Source organism: Pseudomonas sp. NPDC089530 (assembly GCF_050280705.1).
Lineage (GTDB): Bacteria > Pseudomonadota > Gammaproteobacteria > Pseudomonadales > Pseudomonadaceae > Aquipseudomonas.
Map to the genome: position 1 here is coordinate 1 of NZ_JBNNVU010000089.1, position 23070 is coordinate 23070.

Below are 23070 nucleotides of genomic sequence, written 5' to 3' on the forward strand. Positions count from 1 at the left end.
CATGTTTTCCAGCGATCTTTCCATTGACCTGGGCACTGCCAACACCCTTATTTACGTGCGCGAGCGCGGTATTGTCCTGAATGAACCATCGGTTGTGGCCATTCGGACTCACGGTAATCAGAAAAGTGTCGTGGCTGTCGGTACCGAAGCCAAGCGCATGCTCGGTCGTACTCCGGGCAATATTGCTGCCATTCGTCCGATGAAGGACGGCGTGATCGCCGACTTCAGCGTCTGCGAAAAGATGCTGCAGTACTTCATCAACAAGGTTCACGAAAACAGTTTCCTGCAGCCCAGCCCTCGTGTGCTGATCTGCGTTCCATGCAAGTCCACCCAGGTGGAGCGTCGCGCCATCCGTGAATCGGCCCTCGGTGCCGGTGCCCGTGAAGTGTTCCTGATCGAAGAGCCGATGGCTGCTGCGATCGGTGCCGGCCTGCCGGTCGAAGAAGCCCGCGGTTCGATGGTCGTGGATATCGGTGGCGGTACCACCGAGATCGCCCTGATCTCCCTGAACGGTGTGGTCTACGCCGAATCCGTACGGGTTGGCGGCGACCGTTTCGACGAAGCCATCATCACCTACGTGCGTCGCAACTACGGCAGCCTGATCGGCGAATCCACCGCCGAGCGCATCAAGCAGGAAATCGGTACGGCCTACCCGGGCGGCGAAGTCCGTGAAGTTGACGTTCGCGGCCGCAACCTGGCCGAAGGCGTGCCACGCGCATTCACCCTGAACTCCAATGAAGTGCTGGAAGCCCTGCAAGAATCGCTGGCGACCATCGTTCAGGCAGTGAAAAGCGCGCTGGAGCAATCGCCTCCGGAACTGGCTTCGGACATCGCCGAGCGCGGCCTGGTGCTGACCGGCGGTGGCGCGCTGCTGCGTGACCTGGACAAGCTGCTGGCCCAGGAAACCGGTCTGCCGGTGATCGTCGCCGAAGACCCGCTGACCTGCGTAGCCCGCGGCGGTGGCCGTGCATTGGAAATGATGGACAAACACACCATGGACCTGCTCTCCAGCGAATAATCGCGCCGGATGCCGCCATGTGTTCCGCTCGCAGGCAGCACTTTGCAGTGCTGCCTGTTGGCGTTTATCTTCTGTCATTCTGCTCCAGGCCGGTTTGAAGCCGTATGAATAAAGAGAATATTTGCCTGGGAGGAGCGGCTTATTAAACCGCTTTTCGCCAAAGGCCCTTCATTGGGCGTCCGCCTGTTGGTGCTGGTCGTGCTTTCGGTCGCGCTGATGGTGGTCGATGCCCGCTTCACACTGCTCAAGCCAGTGCGTAGCCAGATGTCGCTGGTGCTGATGCAGTCCTACTGGATCACCGACCTGCCGCAGCGGCTATGGCAGGGTGTGGCCAGTCAATTCGGCAGCCGCACCGAACTGGTCGCCGAAAACGAAAAACTCAAGACCGAAAACCTGCTGCTCCAGGGCCGCCTGCAAAAGCTCGCCGCCTTGACCGAGCAGAACGTGCGCCTGCGCGAGTTGCTCAACTCTTCCGCGCTGGTCAACGAGAAGGTCGAGGTCGCCGAACTGATCGGCATGGACCCCAACCCCTTCACCCATCGCATCATCATCAACAAGGGCGAGCGCGACGGCGTGGTGCTCGGGCAACCGGTGCTCGATGCCCGCGGCCTGATGGGGCAGGTGGTCGAGCTGATGCCGTACACCTCCCGCGTGTTGCTGCTCACCGACACCACCCACAGCATTCCGGTCCAGGTCAACCGCAACGGTCTGCGGGCGATTGCCAGCGGCACCGGCAACCCGGAACGCCTGGAGCTGCGCCATGTGGCCGACACTGCCGACATCAAGGAAGGCGACCTGCTGGTCAGCTCCGGCCTGGGCCAGCGTTTCCCGGCGGGTTACCCGGTGGCGACGGTCAAGGAAGTGATCCATGACTCCGGCCAGCCGTTCGCCATCGTGCGCGCCGTGCCGACGGCGGCCCTGAACCGCAGCCGTTACCTGCTGCTGGTGTTCAGCGACAACCGCACCGCCGAAGAGCGGGCCAACGACGCCGCCCAGGCGCAGGAAGCCCAGGATCGGCAGGGCGGCGCCACTCCGGTGGTTCCGGCGACCGTGCCCAAGCCTGTCGTGCCTGCGACGCCGGCTCCCGCGGCTGCTCCTGCCGCAGCGGCTCCTGCAACGCCAGCCGCTACGACCCCGGCCAAACCCGTGGCCCATCCGGCTCCGGCCAAGCCGGCGGCCACCAGACCCGCTGCGCCCAAGCCGCCTGCCGCGGCCCCGGCCTCCACGGGAGGAAGAGAATAATGTCTCGAAACGGCTGGATGGTCTGGCTGACCTTCGCCCTCGGCATGCTGCTCAGCGTGTCGCCGTTGCCGCAATTCATGGAAATCCTGCGCCCGCTGTGGCTGGCCCTGCTGCTGGCGTTCTGGGCCCTGGCCCTGCCGCACAAGGTCGGCATGGTCACCGCCTGGTGTCTGGGGCTGGCCGAGGATGTGCTGTACGGCACCCTGCTGGGGCAAAACGCGCTGATCCTGACCCTGATCACCTTCCTGGTACTGTCGCTGCAGCAGCGCTTGCGCATGTTCCCGATGTGGCAACAGAGCCTGGTGATCCTGGTGATCTTCGGCCTGGCGCAACTGGTGCAGCTGTGGCTCAGTGCCCTGACTGGCAACCGTCAGCCGACCCTGGCCCTGGTTCTGCCGGCCCTGGTCAGCGCCTTGCTCTGGCCCTGGGTCAGCTTCGCTTTGCGCGGGTTGCGCCGACGCTTCAAAATCAACTGATTCGGTCAGGCATTTGCCCGTACCTCGACAGGGAGATGTCTTGATGAAAACGCTTTACCTCGCCTCAGGCTCGCCGCGTCGGCGCGAACTGCTCACGCAGATCGGCGTGCCTTTCACCGCCATCAGCGCGGATATCGATGAAACCCCGCTCCCCGATGAAAGCCCCGTGGCCTATGTCGAGCGCCTGGCGCGGGACAAGGCGGCGGCCGGATATGCGCTGATCGCCGGCGACCAGCCCCAGGCCGGGGCCTGTGTCCTGGGTGCCGATACGGCGGTGGTCCTCGATGGGCGGATTCTGGGCAAGCCCGTGGACCAGGCCGATGCGCAGTCGATGCTCATGGCCCTGGCGGATCGCGAACATGAAGTGCTGACGGCGATTGCGGTGCTCGAAGGCCAGCGTTGCGAATCGCGGGTGGTGCGCAGCCTGGTGCGGTTCCGGGGGATCGACGAGGCCGAGGCGGCACGCTACTGGGCCAGTGGCGAACCGCGGGACAAGGCCGGCGGTTACGGCATCCAGGGGCTTGCGGCGGTATTCGTGGCAGGGCTCAATGGCAGTTACTCCGCCGTCGTCGGCTTGCCGGTCTGCGAAACCGCAGAACTGCTGGGCCATTTCGGCATACCCTGTTGGCAACACCTTGCAGTGCGCTGAGCGCCGTCCCCGACCGATGCGGCCATCCCTAGTGAATATGCCTGAACGAGACCCAGCCATGAGTGAAGAGATTCTGATCAACATCACGCCGATGGAGTCGCGTGTGGCGGTGGTCGAAAACGGTGTGCTGCAGGAAGTCCATGTCGAGCGGACCCAGCGTCGCGGCATCGTCGGCAACATCTATAAAGGCAAGGTGGTCCGGGTGCTGCCCGGCATGCAGGCGGCGTTCGTCGATATCGGCCTGGATCGGGCGGCGTTCATTCATGCTTCGGAAATCTCCCTGCGCGAAGGGCCGGCGGTGGAAAGCATCGGCGCCCTGGTCCATGAGGGGCAGAGCCTGGTGGTGCAGGTGACCAAGGACCCGATCGGCTCCAAGGGCGCGCGGCTGACCACCCAGCTGTCGATCCCTTCGCGTTACCTGGTGTATATGCCACGCACTGCCCATGTCGGCATTTCCCTGAAGATCGAGGACGAAGCCGAGCGTGAGCGCCTCAAGCAGGTGGTCAGCGATTGCGTGGCCCAGGAAGGCATCAAGGAAGCCGGCGGGTTTATTCTGCGCACCGCCGCCGAGGGCGCGGGCGCCGACGAAATCATGATGGACATCCGCTACCTGCGTCGGTTGTGGGACCAGATCGGCGCGCAGATCAAGACCATCGGTGCCCCCAACGTCATTTACGAAGACCTCGGCCTGGCCCTGCGTACCCTGCGTGACCTGGTCAGCCCGAAGATCGAGAAGATCCGCATCGATTCCCGGGAAACCTTCCAGAAAACCACGCAGTTCGTCGCCGAGCTGATGCCGGAAATCGCCGATCGCCTGGAGCACTATCCGGGGGAACGGCCGATCTTCGACCTTTATGGTGTCGAGGATGAAATCCAGAAGGCTCTGGAGCGCAAGGTGCCGCTCAAGTCCGGTGGCTACCTGGTGGTCGACCCGGCGGAAGCCATGAGCACCATCGACGTGAACACCGGGGCTTTCGTCGGGCACCGCAACCTCGAAGAAACCATCTTCAAGACCAACCTCGAGGCGGCGACTGCCATTGCCCGCCAGCTGCGCCTGCGCAACCTGGGCGGGATCATCATCATCGACTTCATCGACATGGAAGACGAGGAGCACCAGCGCCAGGTACTGCGGACCCTGGAAAAACAGCTGGAGCGCGATCACGCCAAGACCAACATCATCGGCATCACCGAGCTGGGCCTGGTGCAGATGACCCGCAAGCGCACCCGGGAAAGCCTGGAGCAGATCCTGTGCGAGCCCTGCAGCAGCTGCCAGGGACGGGGCAAGCTAAAGACTCCGGAAACCATCTGCTACGAGATCTTCCGGGAGATCCTGCGCGAGGCGCGGGCCTATCAGGCCGAGGGTTATCGAGTCCTGGCGAACCAGAAAGTCGTCGACCGGCTGCTCGACGAGGAGTCGGGCAACGTGGCGGAACTGGAAGCCTTTATCGGCCGGACCATACGTTTTCAGGTCGAAACCATGTATTCCCAGGAACAATACGACGTGGTGCTGCTCTGAGTCCGCGTACCTTCCACTTACCGGATGCAGTTGGCCTCGGCCTGTGCATGATTCTTGCCACGGGAGCCAACTGACATGGAGCGTCTGATGGGTTTTCTCGCTGCTCTGACCCGCTGGGGGCTGGGGCTTTGTGCGTTACTGCTGGTGCTGACGGCGCTGTACGTCAGCCTGGGTCGGGAACTGACCCCGCTGGTGGCTGAATATCGGGCCGAGGTCCAGGCCAAGGCCCAGGAAGCCTTGGGCATGCCGGTGCAGATCGGCCGGCTGGAAGGCAGCTGGAGCGGTTTCTCGCCGATCCTCCTGGCCCACGATGTGACCGTCGGCGAGGGCGCCAACGCCTTGCGCCTGGATCAGGTACGGGTGGCGCCGGACGTGCCGGGCAGCGCGTTGGCGCGGCAACTGCGGGTCGAACATCTGGAGTTCAGCGGCCTCAACCTGAGCCTGAAAGAAGGCGCGGACGGGCGCTGGGCGCTCGAAGGCCTGCCGGTGCAGGATAACCAGCCTTTCGACCCCGAGCAGTTGCTCAACCGCCTGCAGATGGTCAGCGAGCTGTCGCTGCTCGATAGCCAGGTGACCCTGCAGCCCCTCGATCATGCCGCGATCGCGCTGACCTATGTCGGCCTGAACCTGCGTACCGGTCCCAGCCGGCAACGCCTCGATGCGCGCCTGACCCTGCCGGACGGGCAGCCGCTGGCCTTCAGCCTGCGCACCCGGCTCCAGGCCAGCGCCTGGCGCGAAGGGCAGGCCGATGCCTACCTGAGCCTGCCGCAAAGCGACTGGGCGAAATGGTTGCCGGCGCGCCTGACCCAGCAATGGTCGTTCTCCGAGCTCAAGGCCGGTGGCGAGTTCTGGCTCAGTTGGGGCGATGGCCTGCTGCGCAGCCTGGTGGTGCGCCTGAATGCCCCGCAGATCCACGGCGCCTATGACGAGCGCAAACCGATCACCGTGAAGAACCTCGGGCTCAATGCCTACTTCCAGCGCAACGAGGAAGGCTTCAGTGTGCTGTTCGACTCGCTGGCCATGAACCTGGGCGAGACACGCTGGGAGTCGCGCCTGCAACTGCGGCAGACCGGCGCCGTCAACAGTGTCGAGGAGCTCTGGCACTTGCAGGCCGACCGCCTCGACCTGACGCCGATCACCCCGGTCCTGGATGCCTGGGCGCCGTTGCCGGATAACGTGGCGACCGTTATCGACCACCTCAAGGTTACCGGCGCGCTGCGCAATATCCTGCTCGACTACCGCCCGCAAGCCAGCGGCGATCAGCGCCTGAGCTTCGCCGCCAACCTGGAGCGGGTCGGGTTCGACGCCTATCACGGCGCGCCGGCGGCCCGTAACGTCAGCGGCGCCATCAGCGGCGACCTGGGGCAGGGCGAGTTGCGTATGGACAGCAAGGACTTCTCCCTGCACCTGGACCCGATCTTCGCCAAGCCCTGGCAGTACCTGCAGGCCAACGCTCGGTTGACCTGGAAGCTCGACCAGCAGGGCTTCACCCTGATTGCGCCGTACCTGAAGGTATTGGGCGAGGAGGGCAAGATCGCCGGCGACTTCCTGATCCGCCTGCATTTCGACCACACCCAGGAAGACTACATGGACCTGCGGGTCGGCCTGGTCGACGGCGACGGACGCTACACCGCCAAATACCTGCCCGAAGTGCTCAGTCCGGCGCTGGACGAATGGCTGCGCACGGCGATCCTCAAGGGCGCGGTGGACCAAGGTTTCTTCCAGTACCAGGGTTCGTTGAACCATGGCGCGACCGATGAGGCACGCAGCATCAGCCTGTTCTTCAAGGTCCACGACGCCGAGCTGGCCTTTCAGCCGGGCTGGCCGCATATCGGCAAGGTCAGTGGCGACGTGTTTATCGAGGACAGCGGTGTGCGCATCCTCGCCAGCCAGGGCCAGTTGCTCGACACCCAAGTGAAGGATGTCTACGTCAATATTCCCCATGTGCCCGCCGGGCAGAACACCCACATGTTTATCGACGGCGAGTTCGCCGGCGGCCTGGGCGACGGTTTGAAGATTCTCCAGGATGCGCCGATCGGCACCGGCCCGACCTTTGCCGGCTGGCAGGGCGAGGGCGACCTGCAGGGCAGCCTGAAACTGGATATCCCGCTGGTCAAAGGCGAAGAGCCGAAGGTCCTGGTGGATTTCAAGACCAACAAGGCGCGACTCAAGTTGAGCGAGCCGGAGCTGGAGCTGAGCCAGCTCAAGGGCGATTTCCGCTTCGACAGCGGCAAGGGCCTGAGCGGCCAGGGCATCAGCGCCCAGGCCTTCGAGCGGCCAGTGACCGCGCAGATCTTTGCCGACGGTCGCCCTGGCAGGCTCGACACCCGGGTCGTCGCCAAGGGCCAGGTCTCGGTCAAGAAGCTCACGGAGTGGTTGAAGTTCAACCAACCGCTGCCGGTTTCCGGCGATATCCCTTACCAGTTGCAGCTCAACCTCGACGGCGCCGACAGCCAGTTGATGGTCAGTTCCAACCTCAAGGGGGTTGCCGTCGATCTGCCGGCGCCGTTCGGCATGGCGGCCAGCCAGGGGCGTGACAGTGTGTTCCGCATGACTTTGCAGGGCGCCGAGCGGCGTTACTGGTTCGACTACGGCGAGCTGGCCAACTTCACCTTCGCCGCGCCGGGCGGCAATCTGGCCGAGGGCCGTGGCGAGTTGTTCCTCGGCGAGGGCGACGCTGTGCTGCCGACGGCCAAGGGCCTGCGGGTACGCGGGGTGCTCTCGGAGCTGGACGTGGAACCGTGGAAGGCGCTGGTCGATCGTTATGCCGGGCAAGACACGGGCGGCAGCGCCAGGCAGTTGCTCAGCGGCGCCGACTTCAAGGTGGGCAAGCTCATCGGCTTCGGTACCACCCTGGACGAGGCCCGCGTGCAGTTGACCCGCAAGCCGTCGGCCTGGGCCTTGCAGCTCGACAGCCAGCAGGCCAAGGGCGATGTGGCGATTCCCGATGCCAAGGCAGCGCCAATGGCGATCAATCTGCAATACGTGCGCCTGCCGGCCGCGGACCCGACGGTGCAGGCCGACGAGAACGCACCGGACCCGTTGGCTTCGGTTGACCCGAAGAAAGTCCCGGCGCTGGATCTGTGGATCAACCAGCTGTACCAGGGCAAGGACCTGATCGGCGGCTGGTCGCTGAAAGTGCGCCCGACCGCCAAGGGCATGGCCTTCAACAGTCTCGACCTGGGCCTCAAGGGCATGCTGCTGCAAGGCGCCGGTGGCTGGGAGGGCGAGCCGGGGGCCAGCAGCAGCTGGTACAAGGGCCGCCTGGGCGGCAAGAACCTGGCCGATGTGCTCAAGAACTGGGGGTTTGCCCCGACCGTGACCAGCGAAGAGTTCCATATGGACGTGGACGGGCGCTGGCCCGGCTCGCCGGCCTGGGTCGGGCTCAAGCGCTTCTCGGGCAGCCTCGATGCGACCCTGCGCAAAGGCCAGTTCGTGGAGGTCGAGGGCGGGGCGCAGGCCCTGCGGGTATTCGGCTTGTTGAACTTCAACTCCATCGGCCGGCGCCTGCGCCTGGACTTTTCCGACCTGTTCGGCAAGGGCCTGAGCTACGACCGGGTCAAGGGATTGCTGGTGGCCAGCAACGGCGTTTACGTGACCCGCGAACCCATTGCCTTGACCGGCCCGTCGAGCAACCTGGAGCTCAATGGCACCCTGGACCTGGTGGGCGACCAGGTCGATGCCAAGCTGCAGGTGACCCTGCCGGTGACCAACAACCTGCCGATCGCCGCGTTGATTGTCGGGGCTCCGGCAGTGGGTGGGGCGTTGTTCCTGATCGACAAGCTGATCGGTGACCGGGTGTCGCGTTTCGCCAGCGTCAACTACAACGTCAAGGGCCCCTGGAAGGACCCGAAAATCACCTTCGACAAACCGTTTTGAAAAACCGTGGCACGGGCCTATGGAGTAGCATGGCCACATATCCCACTTCGGAGTGCGCCATGTCTCTTGCGGTGATTCAAATGGTCAGCCAGAGCGACGTGCCGGCCAATTTGCAGCAGGCGCAGCGCCTGCTGGAACAGGCCGCCACCGGCGGTGCGCAGCTGGCGGTACTGCCAGAGAACTTCGCCGCCATGGGGCGCCGCGACGCGGCGGCCATCGGCCGTGCCGAGGCCCGTGGCGAAGGCCCGATCCTGCCCTGGTTGAAACAGACCGCCCGCGACCTCAAGTTATGGATAGTGGCCGGCACCCTGCCGCTGCCGCCGGTGGACCAGCCCGAAGCCAAGGCCCGTGCCTGCTCGCTGCTGATCGACGAGCACGGCGAGCAGGTGGCGCGTTACGACAAGCTGCATTTGTTCGATGTGGACGTGGCCGACAATCGCGGCCGTTACCGCGAGTCGGATGACTATGCTCATGGAGAGCAGGTGGTGGTGGCGGATACGCCGGTGGGCCGGCTTGGCCTGACCGTGTGCTACGACCTGCGCTTTCCGGAGCTGTACAGCGAATTACGGGCCGCGGGGGCGGAACTGATCAGTGCCCCGTCGGCGTTCACCGCCGTGACCGGCGCGGCGCATTGGGACGTGCTGATCCGCGCCCGGGCCATCGAAACACAGTGTTACCTGCTGGCGGCGGCCCAGGGCGGTACTCATCCGGGACCCCGGGAAACGTTCGGCCATGCGGCCATCGTCGACCCCTGGGGCCGGGTGCTGGCGCAACAGGATCAGGGCGAGGCCGTGCTGCTGGCCGAACGTGACAGCAGCGAACAGGCGTCCATCCGGGCGCGCATGCCGGTGGCCAGTCACCGGCGCTTTTTCTCGCAAGGCGCGCAGCGACTTGCTTAAGAACGACGAATTGAAGGCGTAAAGCATATGAGCGGGTTGTTATCTTCAGTCAGTGAACACCTTCTGGCGCCCGGCGGCGTGACCCTGGAAAGCCTGCAGGGCGTGCTCGGCGATCTGGCCGGGCCGGGGATCGATGCCGCCGACCTGTATTTCCAGGGGCAGATTTCCGAGTCCTGGTCGCTGGAAGACGGCATCGTCAAGGAAGGCAGCTTCAATCTGGACCAGGGCGTTGGCGTGCGCGCGCAGTCGGGTGAGAAAACCGGTTTCGCCTACAGCAATGCCATCACCCTCGAGGCCCTGGGCCAGGCGGCCCGCGCCGCGCGCTCGATTTCCCGGGCCGGGCAGAACGGCACCGTGCAGGCCTTTACCACCCAGGACGTGGCGCAACTGTATGCACCGGACAACCCGCTGGAAGTCATCAGCCGCGCGGAAAAGGTCGAGCTGCTCAAGCGCGTCGACGCCGCGACCCGTGCCCTGGACCCACGCATCCAGCAGGTCAGTGTCAGCATGGCCGGGGTCTGGGAGCGCATCCTCGTGGCCTCCACCGACGGTGGCCTGGCGGCGGACGTGCGGCCCTTGGTGCGCTTCAACGTCAGCGTGATCGTCGAGCAGAACGGTCGCCGCGAGCGTGGCGGCCATGGCGGCGGCGGTCGTACCGATTACCGTTATTTCCTCAGTGAAGACCGCGCCATGGGCTACGCCCGCGAGGCCTTGCGCCAGGCTCTGGTCAACCTGGAAGCCATTCCTGCGCCGGCCGGTACCTTGCCGGTGGTGCTCGGTTCCGGCTGGTCCGGCGTGCTGCTGCACGAAGCGGTGGGCCACGGCCTGGAAGGTGACTTCAATCGCAAGGGCAGCTCGGCCTACAGCGGCCGCATGGGCGAAATGGTCGCCTCGAAGCTCTGCACCATCGTCGACGACGGCACCCTGGCCGGGCGTCGTGGCTCGCTGAGCATCGATGACGAAGGCACCCCGACCGAGTGCACCACCCTGATCGAGAACGGTGTGCTCAAGGGCTACATGCAGGACAAGCTCAATGCCCGCCTGATGGGGGTGGCCCGCACCGGTAACGGTCGGCGCGAATCCTATGCGCACCTGCCGATGCCGCGCATGACCAACACCTACATGCTGGGCGGCGAAAGCGATCCGGCGGAAATCATCGCGTCGGTGAAGAAGGGCATCTACTGCGCCAATCTGGGCGGTGGTCAGGTCGACATCACCAGTGGCAAGTTCGTGTTCTCCACCAGCGAGGCCTACCTGATCGAGGACGGCAAGATCACCGCGCCGGTCAAGGGCGCGACCCTGATCGGCAACGGGCCGGAAGCCATGAGTCGGGTGTCGATGGTCGGTAACGACCTGGCGCTGGACAGCGGTGTGGGAACCTGTGGCAAGGATGGACAGTCGGTGCCGGTGGGTGTCGGCCAGCCAACCTTGAAGATCGATGCGATCACCGTGGGTGGCACGGGCGCTTGAGGCGTGACGCGATGGGTGGGGTGCGTGGCAACCCACCCGGGCCGAGGTTTAACGCAGGCCGCGTTGAATCTCGTCCAGCTCGCGAATGTATTTGAAGATTTTACGGCTGGAGGCGGGCGGCTTGTTATGCGCCACCTCGTGCTGGGCCTGACGGATCAGGGAGCGCAGTTGCTGGCGATCCGCTTCCGGATAGTCGACAACGAACTTCTCCAGGACCGCGTCATCGCCAGCGATCAGGCGATCGCGCCAGCGTTCCAGGTTATGGAAACGTTCGTTGTACTGGCGAGTGGAGGCGTCGAGCTGGTCCAGCAGTACCAGGATCGCGCTGGTGTCCTGATCGCGCATCAGCTTGCCGATGAATTGCAGGTGGCGTTTACGCGCGATATGGGCGACATGCTTGGGCGCATCCGCCAGGGCCCGGCGCAAGGCGTCGGTCAACGGCAGTTTGTTCAGCAAGTCAGGCTTGAGTGTTGTAAGGCGCTCGCCGAGATCAACCAGAGCATGCAGCTCGCGTTTGACCTGGGATTTGCTTTTCTCCCCATCGAGGGAGTCGTCGTAAGAATCAACCATGGTGGCAGTCCGCAAAGAAACGCCGCCATGATAACCAGTCGGGGGCCGCTTGTCCGGCCCGGTCGCTCGAAGGCCTTGAGCGAAAGCAGAATTTGAGTGGAGAACACCATGAGTGCAGTAGAAAGCGTCGGCCCGCAGGCTTTGCCGGCACTGCAGGAACAAGTCGAGCAGATCATCGCCGAGGCCAAGCGCCAGGGCGCCAGTGCCTGCGAAGTGGCGGTTTCTCTGGAGCAGGGCCTGTCGACTTCGGTCCGCCAGCGGGAAGTGGAAACCGTCGAGTTCAATCGCGACCAGGGTTTTGGCATCACGCTGTACGTTGGTCAGCGCAAGGGTTCGGCCAGTACCTCGGCCAGCGGCCCCGAGGCCATTCGTGAAACCGTCGCCGCGGCCCTGGCGATCGCCAAGCACACCTCGGAAGACGAAAGCGCCGGGTTGGCCGATGCCGCGCTGATGGCCAGGGACGTGCCGGACTTCGACCTGTTCCACGCCTGGGACATTACCCCGGAGCAGGCCATCGAACGGGCGCTGGCCTGCGAAGCCGCGGCCTTTGCCGCCGACAGCCGGATCAAGAACGCCGACGGCACCACCCTGAGCACCCATCAAGGATGCCGTGTGTATGGCAACAGCCACGGCTTTATCGGCGGTTATGCCTCGACTCGCCACAGCCTGAGCTGCGTGATGATCGCCGAGGCCGATGGCCAGATGCAGCGCGATTACTGGTACGACGTCAACCGCCAGGGCCAGTTGCTAACCGATCCGGCGATCATTGGCCAGCGCGCCGCGCAACGGGCCGCAAGCCGACTGGGCGCCCGTCCGGTGCCGACCTGCGAAGTGCCGGTGCTGTTTTCCGCGGAGCTGGCTGGCGGCCTGTTCGGCAGCTTCCTGGGGGCGATTTCCGGCGGCAACCTGTACCGCAAGTCGTCGTTCCTCGAAGGCGCGCTGGGCCAGCGGCTGTTTCCCGAGTGGCTGACCATCGACGAGCGCCCGCACCTGATGCGCGCCCTCGGCAGTTCGGCGTTCGACGGCGATGGCCTGGCCACTTATGCCAAGCCTTTCGTCGAGAACGGCGAGCTGGTGTCCTACGTGCTCGGCACCTACTCCGGGCGCAAGCTCGGCCTGCCCAGCACCGCCAACGCCGGTGGCGTGCACAACCTGTTCGTGACCCATGGCGAGGAAGACCAGGCGGCCCTGCTGCGCCGCATGGGGCGCGGTCTGTTGGTCACCGAACTGATGGGCCACGGGTTGAACATGGTCACGGGCGACTATTCCCGGGGCGCGGCCGGTTTCTGGGTCGAAAACGGCGAGATCCAGTTCGCCGTCCAGGAGGTGACCATCGCCGGCAACATGCGCGACATGTTCAAGCAGATCATCGCCGTGGGTAACGATCTGGAGCTGCGCAGCAACATCCGCACCGGCTCGGTCCTGATCGAACGCATGACGGTCGCCGGCAGCTAAGCTGCGACTGCGTCGGCAGAAGCGCGCGTCCCGTTCGGGGCGCGCGCTTTTTTATTGCGCCGGTTTTTTAAGGGCTGGGGATCCATGCAGGGGCAGCGGCGCTCCGCATGCTTGTTTTGATTCTCAATATCATATAATAATAAATCTCATTATCGAATGAGCCCCGGTCATGAGTTCTGCCTTGCATGAGCAGCCTTACCTCGAAAGCTGGCGCTGGATGAGTCGCCAGATCCGCTGTGCCCTCGATCCTGACGAACCGCGCCTGATCGAGCATTACCTGGCCGAAGGGCGCTACCTGGCGTGTTGTACCGCCACCTCGCCCTGGCTGATCGCCGAAACCTCATTCCGCCTGTTGCTCGACACCGCCACCGATACCGCGCTGCCCTGGCATTGGCGCAGCCAGTGCCTGGACCAGGCCTGGCGGCCGTTGCGCGACCTGGAACGCCTCTCTTCCTGTAAATGCCGGCTCAAGCGCTGGCAAAGCCATGCCTGGCAACTGGCGACCTGCTCGTTGTTGCCCTCCATTCCCCTTATCGAACTGGTGCAAGGATTTCCCGATGAGTAATACCCGTATCGAACGCGACAGCATGGGCGAACTGCATGTTCCAGAGCAGGCGCTGTATGGCGCACAGACCCAGCGTGCGGTGGACAACTTCCCCATCAGCCGCCAGCGCATGCCGGCGCAATTCATTCGCGCGCTGATCCTGGCCAAGGCGGCCGCGGCCAAGGCCAACGTCGAGCTCAAGCAACTGAGCGAAGCCCAGGGCAAGGCCATAGTCGATGCTGCCCAGGGCCTGCTGGAAGGCGACTTCATGCAGCATTTCCCGGTGGATATCTTCCAGACCGGCTCCGGCACCAGTTCCAACATGAACGCCAACGAGGTCATCGCCACCCTGGCCAGCCGCCTGCTGGGTGAGCCGGTCAACCCCAACGATCATGTGAACTGCGGGCAGAGCAGCAACGACATCATCCCTACCACCATTCACGTCAGTGCCGCGCTGGGCCTGCATGAGCAATTGCTGCCGGCGCTGGTGCACCTGGTACAGGTCATCGAGCGCAAGGCCCTCGAGGTCCATCCGTTCATCAAGACCGGCCGTACCCATCTGATGGACGCCATGCCGGTACGCATGAGCCAGGTGCTGGATGGCTGGGCACAGCAGCTCAAGGCCAATATCGGCCACTTGCAGGACCTGTTGCCGAGCCTGCAATCCCTGGCCCAGGGCGGCACCGCGGTGGGCACCGGGATCAACGCCCACCCGCAGTTCGCCGCGGGTTTCAGCCGGCAACTGAGCAGCCTGACCCAGGTGCAGTTCACCCCGGGCAAGAACCTGTTCGCCCTGATCGGCTCCCAGGACACCGCGGTGGCGGTCTCCGGCCAGCTCAAGGCCATCGCGGTCACCCTGATGAAGATCGCCAACGATCTGCGCTGGATGAACTCCGGACCCTTGGCCGGCCTCGGCGAGATCGAGCTGGAAGGGCTGCAACCGGGGTCTTCGATCATGCCGGGCAAGGTCAACCCGGTGATTCCCGAGGCCACGGCGATGGTGGCGGCCCAGGTGATCGGCAACGACATGACAATCACGGTGGCGGGGCAGTCGGGCAACTTCGAGCTGAACGTGATGTTGCCGATCATTGCCCAGAACCTGTTGAGCAGCATCGAGCTGCTGGCCAACTCCAGCCGACTGCTGGCGGACAAGGCGATCGCCAGCTTCAAGGTCAACGAGCCCAAGCTCAAGGAGGCGCTGTCGCGCAACCCGATCCTGGTCACGGCGCTCAACCCGATCATCGGTTACCAGAAGGCCGCGGAAATCGCCAAGACCGCCTACAAGCAGGGGCGTCCGGTGATCGACGTGGCCCTGGAGCACACCGACCTGTCGCGCAGCCAGCTGGAGATCCTGCTCGACCCGGAAAAACTCACCGCGGGCGGCGTGTAAATCCCGACATTGCCTTGGAGGTTCACCATGGAGCACTGGAAACGCACGATCGAAAGGGCCAACCGTTTCTTCCTGCAGGGCGACCTGGTGGACGCCCGTGAGTATTACCTGCAGGCCCTGGCTTTGGCGCAGGTGTTGTTCGAGCGCTGGAGCGATGCCGACGAAGCGGTGGCGGCCTGTGTCGTCTCCCACCACAACCTGGCGGACCTGCACCTGCGCCTGAACCAGCCGGAGGAGAGCGCGGAATACCTCTGCGCCATCCATCAGCGGCTGTTGCAGACCCTGCAGGACAGCCGCCTGGCGCCGGCGCTGCGGGAAGCCGCGCTGCGCCAGAGCAGCAAGACCTATGTCGAGTTGCTCAACTTCATCGCTGAGCATGGCGAATACCCCCGTACCCAGCGCCTGCTGCAGAGCAATGTGGCGCAATCGACCGCTGTCGCCGCGCCCCTCGATGCCCCCCGTTACGGAGCCCATTGATATGTCCTTTACCTTGCCTGCATTGCCCTACGCCTACGACGCCCTGGAACCGCACATCGATGCGCAGACCATGGAGATTCACTACACCAAGCACCACCAGACCTACATCAACAACCTCAACGCCGCCGTGGAAGGCACCGAATGGGCCGAGTGGCCGGTAGAGCGGCTGGTGGCCGGGGTCGGGCAATTGCCGGAAAAACTGCGAGCGGCGGTGATCAACCAGGGCGGCGGCCATGCCAACCACTCGCTGTTCTGGGCGGTGATGGCGCCGACCGGCGGAGGCCAGCCGGATGGCGCGCTGGCCAGGGCGATCGATGCGCAACTGGGTGGTTTCGAGCGCTTCAAGGAGGCCTTCACCAAGGCGGCGCTCACGCGTTTCGGCAGCGGCTGGGCCTGGCTCAGCGTGACCCCGGTGAAGACCCTGGTGGTCGAGAGCAGCGGTAACCAGGACAGCCCGCTGATGAACGGCAATACCCCGATTCTCGGCCTGGATGTCTGGGAGCACGCCTATTACCTGCGTTATCAGAACCGGCGGCCGGAATACATCAATGCCTTCTACAACGTGATCCATTGGCCCGAGGTCGCCCAGCGCTACCAGGCTGCGCTGGTTTGAGCCCCCTCCGATAAAAATATCTAAGGCTGACTATGGGCACTGAAACACTGACGATCAGCAGCGGGCGGATGTTTCGCTACGCGTTCGGTTCGCTGTTGCTGTTGGCGGGTACTGCATTGCTAGTGGCCCAGGGGTTGTCCTGGCTGGACCTGGAGCCGCGCTTGTCGCGGGCATTGCAGGGTGGCGCGATCTGTGCGCTGGGCACCGCGCTGGGGGCGGTGCCGGTGCTGGTCATTCGCAAGATGCCGGTGGCGCTGAGCGACACCCTGTTGGGCTTCGGCGCCGGGGTGATGCTGGCGGCCACGGCGTTTTCGCTGATCGTGCCCGGGATCGCCGCGGCGGAAAACCTTGGCTTGTCGGCTTGGGCGTCGAGCGGGGTGGTCAGCTTCGGCATCATGCTCGGGGCTTTTGCCCTGTTCCTGGTGGACCGCAAGGTGTCGGCGGGTAATCCGGAGGCCTTGGTGGGCACCCTGGAGCATCCGGTTATCCCGCCGCGAATCTGGTTGTTTGTGTTTGCCATCATTGCCCACAACATTCCCGAGGGCATGGCCGTTGGCGTTTCCGCGGGTGGTGGTATGCCGGAGGCGGACAGCCTGGCCATGGGGATCGCCTTGCAGGATGTGCCGGAAGGCCTGGTGATTGCCCTGGTGCTGGCCGGGGCTGGCATGTCCAGGGGCAAGGCGTTTCTGATCGGTGCCGCCTCGGGCCTGGTGGAGCCGGTGTTCGCTCTGCTCTGCGCATGGCTGGTGAGCCTGGCCGAGATGCTGTTGCCGCTCGGGCTGGCGTTGGCGGCGGGGGCCATGCTGCTGGTGGTCACCCATGAGGTGATTCCGGAATCACGGCGCAACGGTCATGAAAAACTGGCCAGCCTGGGGCTGTGTATCGGTTTTTGCCTGATGATGGTGATGGATACGGCACTCGCCTGAGTGCCTGTCCGGCAGGGTTGCCCTGCCGGGCTTATTCGCCTTCGTCGAAGAAGTTGTTGATCAGCGCCACCAGTGCTTCCAGCGCCTCCTGTTCCTGCTCGCCTTCGGTCTTCAGATGAATCCGGGTACCTTTGCCGGCGGCCAGCATCATCATCGCCATGATGCTCTTGCCGTCGACCATCGACTCTGGCGTCCTGCCGGCGCGGATCTGGCAGGGAAACTGGCCGGCCACGCCGACGAACTTAGCCGAGGCACGGGCATGCAGGCCCAGTTTGTTGATGATTTCAATTTCCAGAGCAGGCATCGCGGGGTAGATCCTTTCAGCTAAGGTCGCGGTGGCGGACCTGGACGTTCTTCAGGGATTTCTGCAGGACTTGGCCCAGGCGTTCGGTCAGGTAGACCGAACGGTGGTGGCCGCCCGTGCAGCCAATGGCAATAGTGACGTAGGCGCGGTTGCTGGCGGCGAAGCGAGGCAGCCATTTCAGCAGATAGCTGGAGATGTCCTGGAACATTTCCTCTACATCCGGCTGGGCGGCCAGGTATTCGGCGACCGGTTGATCGAGTCCGGACTGGGCACGCAACTCGGGCTTCCAGTACGGGTTGGGCAGGCAGCGCACATCGAACACCAGGTCGGCATCGACCGGCATGCCGCGCTTGAATCCGAAGGACTCCACCAGAAAGGCCGTGCCCGGTTCCGGCTGGTTCAACAAGCGCAACTTGATGGTATCGCGCAATTGATACAGGTTCAGGTTGGTGGTGTTGACCTTGAGGTCGGCGAGGTCGGCGATCGGGCCCAGCAGATGGCTTTCGTCTTCGATCGCCTCGGCCAGCGAGCGGTTGTTGCTGCTCAAGGGGTGGCGGCGACGGGTTTCCGAAAAGCGCTTGAGCAGGGTTTCTTCGTCGGCGTCCAGGTACAGCACATCGCACTGGATATGCCGGCTGCGCACTTCCTCGAGCAGTTCGGGGAAGCGCGAGAGGTGGCTCGGCAGGTTGCGGGCGTCGATGGAAACGGCGACCAGCGGCTGGGTCAGCTCGGTGTGGATCAGCGCTCGCTCGGCCAGTTCCGGCAACAGCCCGGCTGGCAGGTTGTCGATGCAGTAATAGCCGTTGTCCTCAAGTACATCGAGGGCGGTGCTTTTACCTGAGCCGGAACGGCCGCTGACGATGATCAAACGCATGGCTACTGACCGTTCTGTTCGTCCAGGACAACCTTGTACAAGGCTTCGTTGCTGGTGGCGCTGCGCAGTCTGTCGCGCACCTCTTTGCGGTCCAGCATGCTGGCGATCTGCCGAAGCAGTTCTAGGTGAGCATCGGTGGCGGCTTCCGGGACCAGCAGTACGAATAGCAGGTCGACCGGAGCGCCGTCGATGGCGTCGAAATCGATGGGAGCGTCCAGGTGCATCAGGGCACTGATGGGCGACTCACAGCCTTTGAGGCGACAGTGTGGAATGGCGATGCCGTTGCCAAAACCGGTGGAACCCAGCTTTTCACGGGCGATCAGGCTTTCGAAGACATCTTGCATCTCCAGCTCAGGCACTTCGCGGCTGATCAGGTTGGCAATTTGTTCGAGGGCGCGTTTTTTACTGCCGCCCGGCACGTTCACCAGGGAACGGCCGGGGGTCAGGATGCTTTCAAGTCGGATCATGGGAGGGGAGTGTTAGCGACCCGTGCCTTGGAGAAGGTGGAGTTGCTTTTCCTTATGCTTTTTCAGTTGGCGGTCAAGCTTGTCCGTGAGCAAGTCGATGGCGGCATACATATCGTCATGTTCTGCGTTGGCGACGACTTCCCCACCATGGATGTGCAGCGTGGCCTCGATTTTCTGCTTCAGCTTCTCGACGGCCAGCGTTACCTGCACATTCGTAATCTTGTCAAAGTGCCGCTCCAGTCGGTCGAGTTTTTCGCCGATGTAAGCGCGCAGGGGTTCGGTCACTTCCAGTTGGTGTCCACTGATGTTGACTTGCATACAGCTTCTCCTTCGTTGCCAGTGCATAAAGCGGCAGGTCGATTGACCTGCCACTGGAACGCTGTGGCGAGCCCGGCGGTTACATCAACCGCTTCCGTTCGCTGGAAGGCGCAATCCCAAGGGATTCGCGGTACTTGGCGACGGTACGGCGGGCTACCTGAATGCCTTGTGCCTCCAGTAAACCAGCGATCTTGCTGTCACTCAACGGCTTTTTCTGATTTTCCGCGGCGACCAGTTTCTTGATGATCGCGCGGATCGCCGTGGACGAGCATTCACCGCCTTCGGAGGTACTGACGTGGCTGGAGAAAAAGTATTTCAGTTCATAAATGCCCCGTGGGGTATGCATGAATTTTTGCGTGGTCACCCGGGAAATCGTCGATTCGTGCATGCCGACGGCTTCGGCGATGTCATGCAGCACCAGGGGTTTCATCGCTTCATCGCCGTACTCGAGAAAGCCGCGCTGATGCTCGACGATCTGGGTGGCGACTTTCATCAGGGTTTCGTTGCGGCTCTGCAGGCTCTTGATGAACCAGCGGGCTTCCTGCAGCTGGTTGCGCATGAAGGTGTTGTCGGCGCTGGTGTCGGCGCGCCGCACGAAACCGGCGTACTGCGGGTTGACGCGCAGGCGTGGCACGGATTCCTGGTTCAGTTCCACCAGCCAGCGTTCGTTGTCCTTGCGCACGATGACGTCGGGGACCACGTATTCGGCTTCGGTGGATTCGATCTGCGAGCCCGGGCGTGGGTTGAGGCTCTGCACCAGTTCGATGACCTGGCGCAGTTCGTCTTCCTTGAGCTTCATGCGCCGCATCAGCTGGCTGTAGTCACGGCTGCCGAGCAGGTCGATGAAGTCGGTGACCAGGCGCTTGGCCTCGGTCAGCCAAGGCGTCTTGGCGGGTAGCTGTCGCAGTTGCAGCAGCAGGCATTCGCCCAGGTTGCGGGCACCGATGCCGGCTGGCTCGAATTGCTGGATGCGGTGCAGGACGGCCTCGATTTCGTCGAGTTCGATGTCCAGCTCCGGGTCGAAGGCCTCGTGGATTTCCTCGAGGGTCTCGTCCAGGTAGCCTTGATTGTTGATGCAGTCGATCAGGGTCACGGCGATCAGGCGATCGGTGTCGGACATGGGCGCCAGGTTCAACTGCCAGAGCAGATGGCTCTGCAGGCTTTCGCCGGCCGAGGTGCGGGTGGTGAAGTCCCACTCGTCGTCATCGTTGCTGGGCAGGCTGCTGGCGCTGGTCTGGTAGACATCTTCCCAGGCGGTGTCGACCGGCAGGTCGTTGGGAATGCGCTCGTTCCATTCGCCGTCCTCGAGGTTGTCCACCGTTGGGGCGGTTTCCTGATAGGAGGTTTCCTGGAGATCGGTATTGGGCTTCTGCTCGGGGTTGTCGGCCAGTGGATCGGTGTTATCGAAGTCGTCGCCTTCTTCCTGGCGTTCGAGCATCGGGTTGGACTCCAGGGCCTCCTGGATCTCCTGTTGCAGGTCCAGGGTCGACAATTGGAGCAGGCGGATGGCCTGTTGCAGCTGCGGGGTCATCGTCAGCTGCTGGCCCATTCTGAGGACTAGCGATGGTTTCATGGCAGGGGCTTAACACCTTATTCGCCGGCGCACATGCGCCATCCACTACAGGGCGCGTGAGCGCCAAACATAAGCAAATTATATGCCTGAAACTGAAGTGTTTGCCTAGAGCGCTGTAACAATAAAAACGGTGGGGTTTTATCGCGGCAGGCGCTCTGGCGACCAGCCAAACACCTCAAGGCTTACAGACGGAACTCATGCCCCAGGTACACTTCCTTGACCAGCTCGTTGGCGAGGATGGTCTCGGCGTCGCCTTCGGCGATCAGTTGGCCGTCGTTGACGATGTAGGCGGTTTCGCAGATGTCCAGGGTTTCACGGACGTTGTGGTCAGTGATGAGCACGCCGATGCCCTTGGCCTTCAGGTGGTGAATGATCTGCTTGATGTCGCCTACCGAGATCGGGTCCACGCCGGCGAAAGGTTCGTCGAGCAGGATGAACTTGGGGGCGGTGGCCAGTGCGCGGGCGATTTCCACACGACGACGTTCGCCGCCGGAGAGGCTCATGCCGAGGTTGTCGCGGATGTGGCTGATGTGGAATTCCTGCAGCAGGCTTTCCAGCTCCTGGCGACGACCGGCCTTGTCGAGCTCCTTGCGGGTCTCGAGGATGGCCATGATGTTGTCGGCTACCGAGAGCTTGCGGAAGATCGAGGCTTCCTGGGGCAGGTAGCCGATCCCGGCGCGGGCGCGGCCGTGCATCGGCTGATGGCTGACATCCAGGTCGTCGATCAGGATGCGCCCCTGATCGGCCTGGACCAGGCCGACGATCATGTAGAAGCAGGTGGTCTTGCCGGCGCCGTTGGGGCCGAGCAGGCCGACGATCTGGCCGCTGTCGATGGACAGGCTGACGTCACGCACGACCTGGCGGCTCTTGTAGCTCTTGGCCAAGTGCTGGGCTTTCAGAGTTGCCATTACTGGGCCTTTTGCTCGTCGGTTTTCTTTTTCGGCTGGATGACCATGTCGATCCGTGGGCGTGTCTCAGTGACTTTGCTGCCGGTGGCGCGACCGGCGCTGGCGAGCTTCTTGTTCGTGTCGTAGACGATCTTCTCGCCCTGGGTGATGTTGCCGTCCTTGTCGATGACCTTGGCGCGGTCGATCAGTACGACGCGGTTCTGGTTGGCGTGGTACTGGATGGTCACGCCGTAGCCCTGGACAGGCTTGGTGTCGCCCTGGGTCTGCAGCTGTTCGAAGTAGGCCAGGTTGCCCACGGAGGTCACTACGTCGATATCGCCGGTCTGGGTGCGGGTGATGGTCACGGTATTGCCGGTGACCTTCATCGAGCCCTGGGTGATGATCACGTCGCCTCGGTAGGTCGCTACGCCGTTCTTGTCGTCCAGTTGAGCGTCGTCGGCCTGGATGCGGATCGGTTGCTGGCTATCGTTCGGCAGAGCCCAGGCGCTCACGCTTCCCAGTGCTGCGCCCAGACTGAGCAAAATAGGGAGGGTTTTAACGAGCCTCATACTGTCCTCTTACGTTCGATAGCAGGTTCATCCTGCCGTCTTTCAAATACGCTTTCATTCCCTTGCCAGTCGTCACGCCGCCGGCGCCGTCGATTCTAACGTCTTGATCGGTCTGCGCATATTGCTTCTGCGGGAATACTGTCATGCGGGTCGTGGTGACCAGCAGGTTGCGATTTTTCTCGTCGGTGCGGGAAACCCGTACCGAATCGATCAGTTCCACCTCGGTGCCATCCGGGTTGACTTCGCCGCGCTCGCTCTTGACGTGCCAGGGGAAGGCGGTGCCGCGATACATCAGCAGGTCCGGCTGGGTCAGCAAGGTGATCTCGGAGGCCTTGAGGTGCTCGACCTTGTCGGAGGTCATCTCGTACTGCAGCTTGCCGTCTGGCAGGTACTGCACGCTATGGGCGTTGATGGCGTAGTAGTCGATGGCGTTTTCGTCGACCTGCACCACCGGCTTGTCGAGGAAGCGTTCCGGGCTGATGTTCCAGTATCCCACCGCCAGGAACAGCGCGGTGATGACGCCGAAGATCAGTATGTTGCGAATCTTTTTGCTCAGCATGGGAGGCTCTATAAGTAGGCGGCGTTGGCCGCTTCAAGGCTGCCTTGGGCGCGCAGGATCAGTTCGCAGAACTCGCGGGCGGCGCCTTCGCCGCCACGGGCCTGGGTGACGCCGTGGGCGTGTTCGCGGACGAAACTGGCGGCGTTGGCCACGGCCATGCCCAGGCCGACCCGACGGATCACCGGCAGGTCCGGCAGGTCGTCGCCCAGATAGGCGACCTGTTCATAGCTTAGGCCCAGTTGGGCCAGAAGCCCGTCCAGCACCACGAGTTTGTCTTCGCGGCCCTGAAACAGATGGGGGATCCCCAGATTTTTCGCCCGGCGCTCGACCACCGGCGTCTTGCGTCCGCTGATGATCGCCGTCTGTACGCCGGCGGCCATCAGCATTTTGATGCC

24 protein-coding genes are annotated in these 23070 nt (G+C 63.4%); 14 read left to right on the forward strand and 10 right to left on the reverse strand.

Annotated features, from left to right (window positions below):
• The first annotated feature begins 1 nt into the window (after position 1).
• The 8 genes from mreB (at position 2) to tldD (ending at position 11149) form a co-directional block, all read left to right on the forward strand.
• Positions 2-1018, forward strand: a complete 1017-nt coding sequence (gene mreB, locus ACQKQA_RS24630) for a rod shape-determining protein MreB (protein ID WP_068936544.1) — start codon at positions 2-4, stop codon at positions 1016-1018.
• A gap of 189 nt (positions 1019-1207) precedes the next feature.
• Positions 1208-2260: a rod shape-determining protein MreC gene (gene mreC / locus ACQKQA_RS24635; protein WP_427563489.1), complete on the forward strand. Its 1053-nt coding sequence runs from the start codon at positions 1208-1210 to the stop codon at positions 2258-2260.
• On the forward strand, positions 2260-2736 hold the full coding sequence (gene mreD, locus ACQKQA_RS24640) for a rod shape-determining protein MreD (RefSeq protein WP_427563448.1): 477 nt from the start codon (positions 2260-2262) through the stop codon (positions 2734-2736). Before mreC ends, mreD begins: the two co-directional genes overlap by 1 nt.
• Positions 2737-2779: 43 nt before the next feature.
• A complete protein-coding gene (locus tag ACQKQA_RS24645) occupies positions 2780-3385 on the forward strand; it encodes a Maf family protein (protein ID WP_427563450.1) in 606 nt (201 codons plus the stop codon).
• 58 nt (positions 3386-3443) lie between these two features.
• On the forward strand, positions 3444-4901 hold the full coding sequence (rng, locus tag ACQKQA_RS24650; protein ID WP_427563452.1) for a ribonuclease G: 1458 nt from the start codon (positions 3444-3446) through the stop codon (positions 4899-4901).
• A gap of 75 nt (positions 4902-4976) precedes the next feature.
• Positions 4977-8780, forward strand: coding sequence for a YhdP family protein (locus ACQKQA_RS24655; RefSeq protein ID WP_427563454.1), 3804 nt, complete (start codon positions 4977-4979; stop codon positions 8778-8780).
• Between the two features lie 59 nt (positions 8781-8839).
• Entirely contained in the window at positions 8840-9679 is an 840-nt protein-coding gene (locus tag ACQKQA_RS24660; protein ID WP_427563456.1) for a carbon-nitrogen hydrolase family protein, read from the forward strand.
• A gap of 27 nt (positions 9680-9706) precedes the next feature.
• Positions 9707-11149, forward strand: a complete 1443-nt coding sequence (gene tldD, locus ACQKQA_RS24665; protein ID WP_427563458.1) for a metalloprotease TldD — start codon at positions 9707-9709, stop codon at positions 11147-11149.
• Positions 11150-11197: 48 nt separating this feature from the next.
• On the opposite strand, the gene yjgA is transcribed toward tldD, so the two are convergent.
• Positions 11198-11719 (reverse strand): ribosome biogenesis factor YjgA, encoded by a 522-nt coding sequence (gene yjgA / locus ACQKQA_RS24670; protein WP_427563462.1) that lies wholly within the window; start codon positions 11717-11719, stop codon positions 11198-11200.
• Positions 11720-11827: 108 nt separating this feature from the next.
• Between yjgA and pmbA the strand changes: the two genes are divergently transcribed.
• The 6 genes from pmbA (at position 11828) to ACQKQA_RS24700 (ending at position 17124) form a co-directional block, all read left to right on the forward strand.
• Complete coding sequence (gene pmbA, locus ACQKQA_RS24675; protein ID WP_427563464.1) at positions 11828-13174, forward strand: metalloprotease PmbA; 1347 nt, start codon at positions 11828-11830, stop codon at positions 13172-13174.
• A gap of 169 nt (positions 13175-13343) precedes the next feature.
• A complete protein-coding gene (locus ACQKQA_RS24680) occupies positions 13344-13739 on the forward strand; it encodes a FagA protein (RefSeq protein ID WP_427563466.1) in 396 nt (131 codons plus the stop codon).
• Positions 13732-15108: a class II fumarate hydratase gene (locus tag ACQKQA_RS24685; protein WP_427563468.1), complete on the forward strand. Its 1377-nt coding sequence runs from the start codon at positions 13732-13734 to the stop codon at positions 15106-15108. Before ACQKQA_RS24680 ends, ACQKQA_RS24685 begins: the two co-directional genes overlap by 8 nt.
• 27 nt (positions 15109-15135) lie before the next feature.
• Positions 15136-15585, forward strand: coding sequence for a hypothetical protein (locus ACQKQA_RS24690; RefSeq protein WP_427563470.1), 450 nt, complete (start codon positions 15136-15138; stop codon positions 15583-15585).
• A 1-nt stretch (position 15586) separates the two neighbouring features.
• A complete protein-coding gene (locus ACQKQA_RS24695; RefSeq protein WP_427563472.1) occupies positions 15587-16198 on the forward strand; it encodes a superoxide dismutase in 612 nt (203 codons plus the stop codon).
• A gap of 32 nt (positions 16199-16230) precedes the next feature.
• Positions 16231-17124, forward strand: coding sequence for a ZIP family metal transporter (locus tag ACQKQA_RS24700; protein WP_427563474.1), 894 nt, complete (start codon positions 16231-16233; stop codon positions 17122-17124).
• Between the two features lie 31 nt (positions 17125-17155).
• Here ACQKQA_RS24700 and ACQKQA_RS24705 read toward each other — a convergent pair whose 3' ends face one another.
• The 9 genes from ACQKQA_RS24705 to ACQKQA_RS24745 form a co-directional block, all read right to left on the reverse strand.
• The gene (locus tag ACQKQA_RS24705; RefSeq protein ID WP_007929877.1) at positions 17156-17428 is read right to left on the reverse strand and encodes an HPr family phosphocarrier protein; all 273 of its coding nucleotides are present in this window, start codon (positions 17426-17428) and stop codon (positions 17156-17158) included.
• Between the two features lie 16 nt (positions 17429-17444).
• Complete coding sequence (gene rapZ / locus ACQKQA_RS24710; RefSeq protein WP_427563477.1) at positions 17445-18302, reverse strand: RNase adapter RapZ; 858 nt, start codon at positions 18300-18302, stop codon at positions 17445-17447.
• Positions 18303-18304: 2 nt separating this feature from the next.
• Positions 18305-18769, reverse strand: coding sequence for a PTS IIA-like nitrogen regulatory protein PtsN (gene ptsN / locus ACQKQA_RS24715; protein WP_427563479.1), 465 nt, complete (start codon positions 18767-18769; stop codon positions 18305-18307).
• Positions 18770-18781: 12 nt separating this feature from the next.
• Entirely contained in the window at positions 18782-19087 is a 306-nt protein-coding gene (gene hpf / locus ACQKQA_RS24720; RefSeq protein WP_007929872.1) for a ribosome hibernation-promoting factor, HPF/YfiA family, read from the reverse strand.
• Positions 19088-19166: 79 nt separating this feature from the next.
• Positions 19167-20660: an RNA polymerase factor sigma-54 gene (locus ACQKQA_RS24725; protein ID WP_427563481.1), complete on the reverse strand. Its 1494-nt coding sequence runs from the start codon at positions 20658-20660 to the stop codon at positions 19167-19169.
• Positions 20661-20842: 182 nt separating this feature from the next.
• A complete protein-coding gene (gene lptB, locus ACQKQA_RS24730; protein ID WP_009047002.1) occupies positions 20843-21568 on the reverse strand; it encodes an LPS export ABC transporter ATP-binding protein in 726 nt (241 codons plus the stop codon).
• Positions 21568-22116 carry a lipopolysaccharide transport periplasmic protein LptA gene (gene lptA, locus ACQKQA_RS24735; RefSeq protein ID WP_427563483.1) on the reverse strand — a complete coding sequence of 183 codons (549 nt, stop codon included), beginning with the start codon at positions 22114-22116 and terminating at the stop codon, positions 21568-21570. The genes lptB and lptA overlap by 1 nt, the downstream gene beginning before the upstream one ends.
• Positions 22103-22675 carry an LPS export ABC transporter periplasmic protein LptC gene (gene lptC, locus ACQKQA_RS24740; RefSeq protein WP_427563485.1) on the reverse strand — a complete coding sequence of 191 codons (573 nt, stop codon included), beginning with the start codon at positions 22673-22675 and terminating at the stop codon, positions 22103-22105. Before lptC ends, lptA begins: the two co-directional genes overlap by 14 nt.
• Positions 22676-22683: 8 nt before the next feature.
• Positions 22684-23070 (reverse strand): KdsC family phosphatase (locus ACQKQA_RS24745; RefSeq protein WP_427563487.1); only part of this gene is annotated, 387 nt, incomplete at its 5' end.

Excerpts from the sequence above, each read along its gene's own strand:
- mreB (WP_068936544.1), top strand. The coding sequence starts at position 2 with ATGTTTTCCAGCGATCTTTCCATTGACCTGGGCACTGCCAACACCCTT.
- mreD (WP_427563448.1), top strand. The coding sequence starts at position 2,260 with ATGTCTCGAAACGGCTGGATGGTCTGGCTGACCTTCGCCCTCGGCATG.
- ACQKQA_RS24645 (WP_427563450.1), top strand. The coding sequence starts at position 2,780 with ATGAAAACGCTTTACCTCGCCTCAGGCTCGCCGCGTCGGCGCGAACTG.
- rng (WP_427563452.1), top strand. The coding sequence starts at position 3,444 with ATGAGTGAAGAGATTCTGATCAACATCACGCCGATGGAGTCGCGTGTG.
- ACQKQA_RS24655 (WP_427563454.1), top strand. The coding sequence starts at position 4,977 with ATGGAGCGTCTGATGGGTTTTCTCGCTGCTCTGACCCGCTGGGGGCTG.
- ACQKQA_RS24660 (WP_427563456.1), top strand. The coding sequence starts at position 8,840 with ATGTCTCTTGCGGTGATTCAAATGGTCAGCCAGAGCGACGTGCCGGCC.
- tldD (WP_427563458.1), top strand. The coding sequence starts at position 9,707 with ATGAGCGGGTTGTTATCTTCAGTCAGTGAACACCTTCTGGCGCCCGGC.
- yjgA (WP_427563462.1), bottom strand. The coding sequence starts at position 11,719 with ATGGTTGATTCTTACGACGACTCCCTCGATGGGGAGAAAAGCAAATCC.
- pmbA (WP_427563464.1), top strand. The coding sequence starts at position 11,828 with ATGAGTGCAGTAGAAAGCGTCGGCCCGCAGGCTTTGCCGGCACTGCAG.
- ACQKQA_RS24680 (WP_427563466.1), top strand. The coding sequence starts at position 13,344 with ATGAGTTCTGCCTTGCATGAGCAGCCTTACCTCGAAAGCTGGCGCTGG.
- ACQKQA_RS24685 (WP_427563468.1), top strand. The coding sequence starts at position 13,732 with ATGAGTAATACCCGTATCGAACGCGACAGCATGGGCGAACTGCATGTT.
- ACQKQA_RS24690 (WP_427563470.1), top strand. The coding sequence starts at position 15,136 with ATGGAGCACTGGAAACGCACGATCGAAAGGGCCAACCGTTTCTTCCTG.
- ACQKQA_RS24695 (WP_427563472.1), top strand. The coding sequence starts at position 15,587 with ATGTCCTTTACCTTGCCTGCATTGCCCTACGCCTACGACGCCCTGGAA.
- ACQKQA_RS24700 (WP_427563474.1), top strand. The coding sequence starts at position 16,231 with ATGGGCACTGAAACACTGACGATCAGCAGCGGGCGGATGTTTCGCTAC.
- ACQKQA_RS24705 (WP_007929877.1), bottom strand. The coding sequence starts at position 17,428 with ATGCCTGCTCTGGAAATTGAAATCATCAACAAACTGGGCCTGCATGCC.
- rapZ (WP_427563477.1), bottom strand. The coding sequence starts at position 18,302 with ATGCGTTTGATCATCGTCAGCGGCCGTTCCGGCTCAGGTAAAAGCACC.
- ptsN (WP_427563479.1), bottom strand. The coding sequence starts at position 18,769 with ATGATCCGACTTGAAAGCATCCTGACCCCCGGCCGTTCCCTGGTGAAC.
- hpf (WP_007929872.1), bottom strand. The coding sequence starts at position 19,087 with ATGCAAGTCAACATCAGTGGACACCAACTGGAAGTGACCGAACCCCTG.
- ACQKQA_RS24725 (WP_427563481.1), bottom strand. The coding sequence starts at position 20,660 with ATGAAACCATCGCTAGTCCTCAGAATGGGCCAGCAGCTGACGATGACC.
- lptB (WP_009047002.1), bottom strand. The coding sequence starts at position 21,568 with ATGGCAACTCTGAAAGCCCAGCACTTGGCCAAGAGCTACAAGAGCCGC.
- lptA (WP_427563483.1), bottom strand. The coding sequence starts at position 22,116 with ATGAGGCTCGTTAAAACCCTCCCTATTTTGCTCAGTCTGGGCGCAGCA.
- lptC (WP_427563485.1), bottom strand. The coding sequence starts at position 22,675 with ATGCTGAGCAAAAAGATTCGCAACATACTGATCTTCGGCGTCATCACC.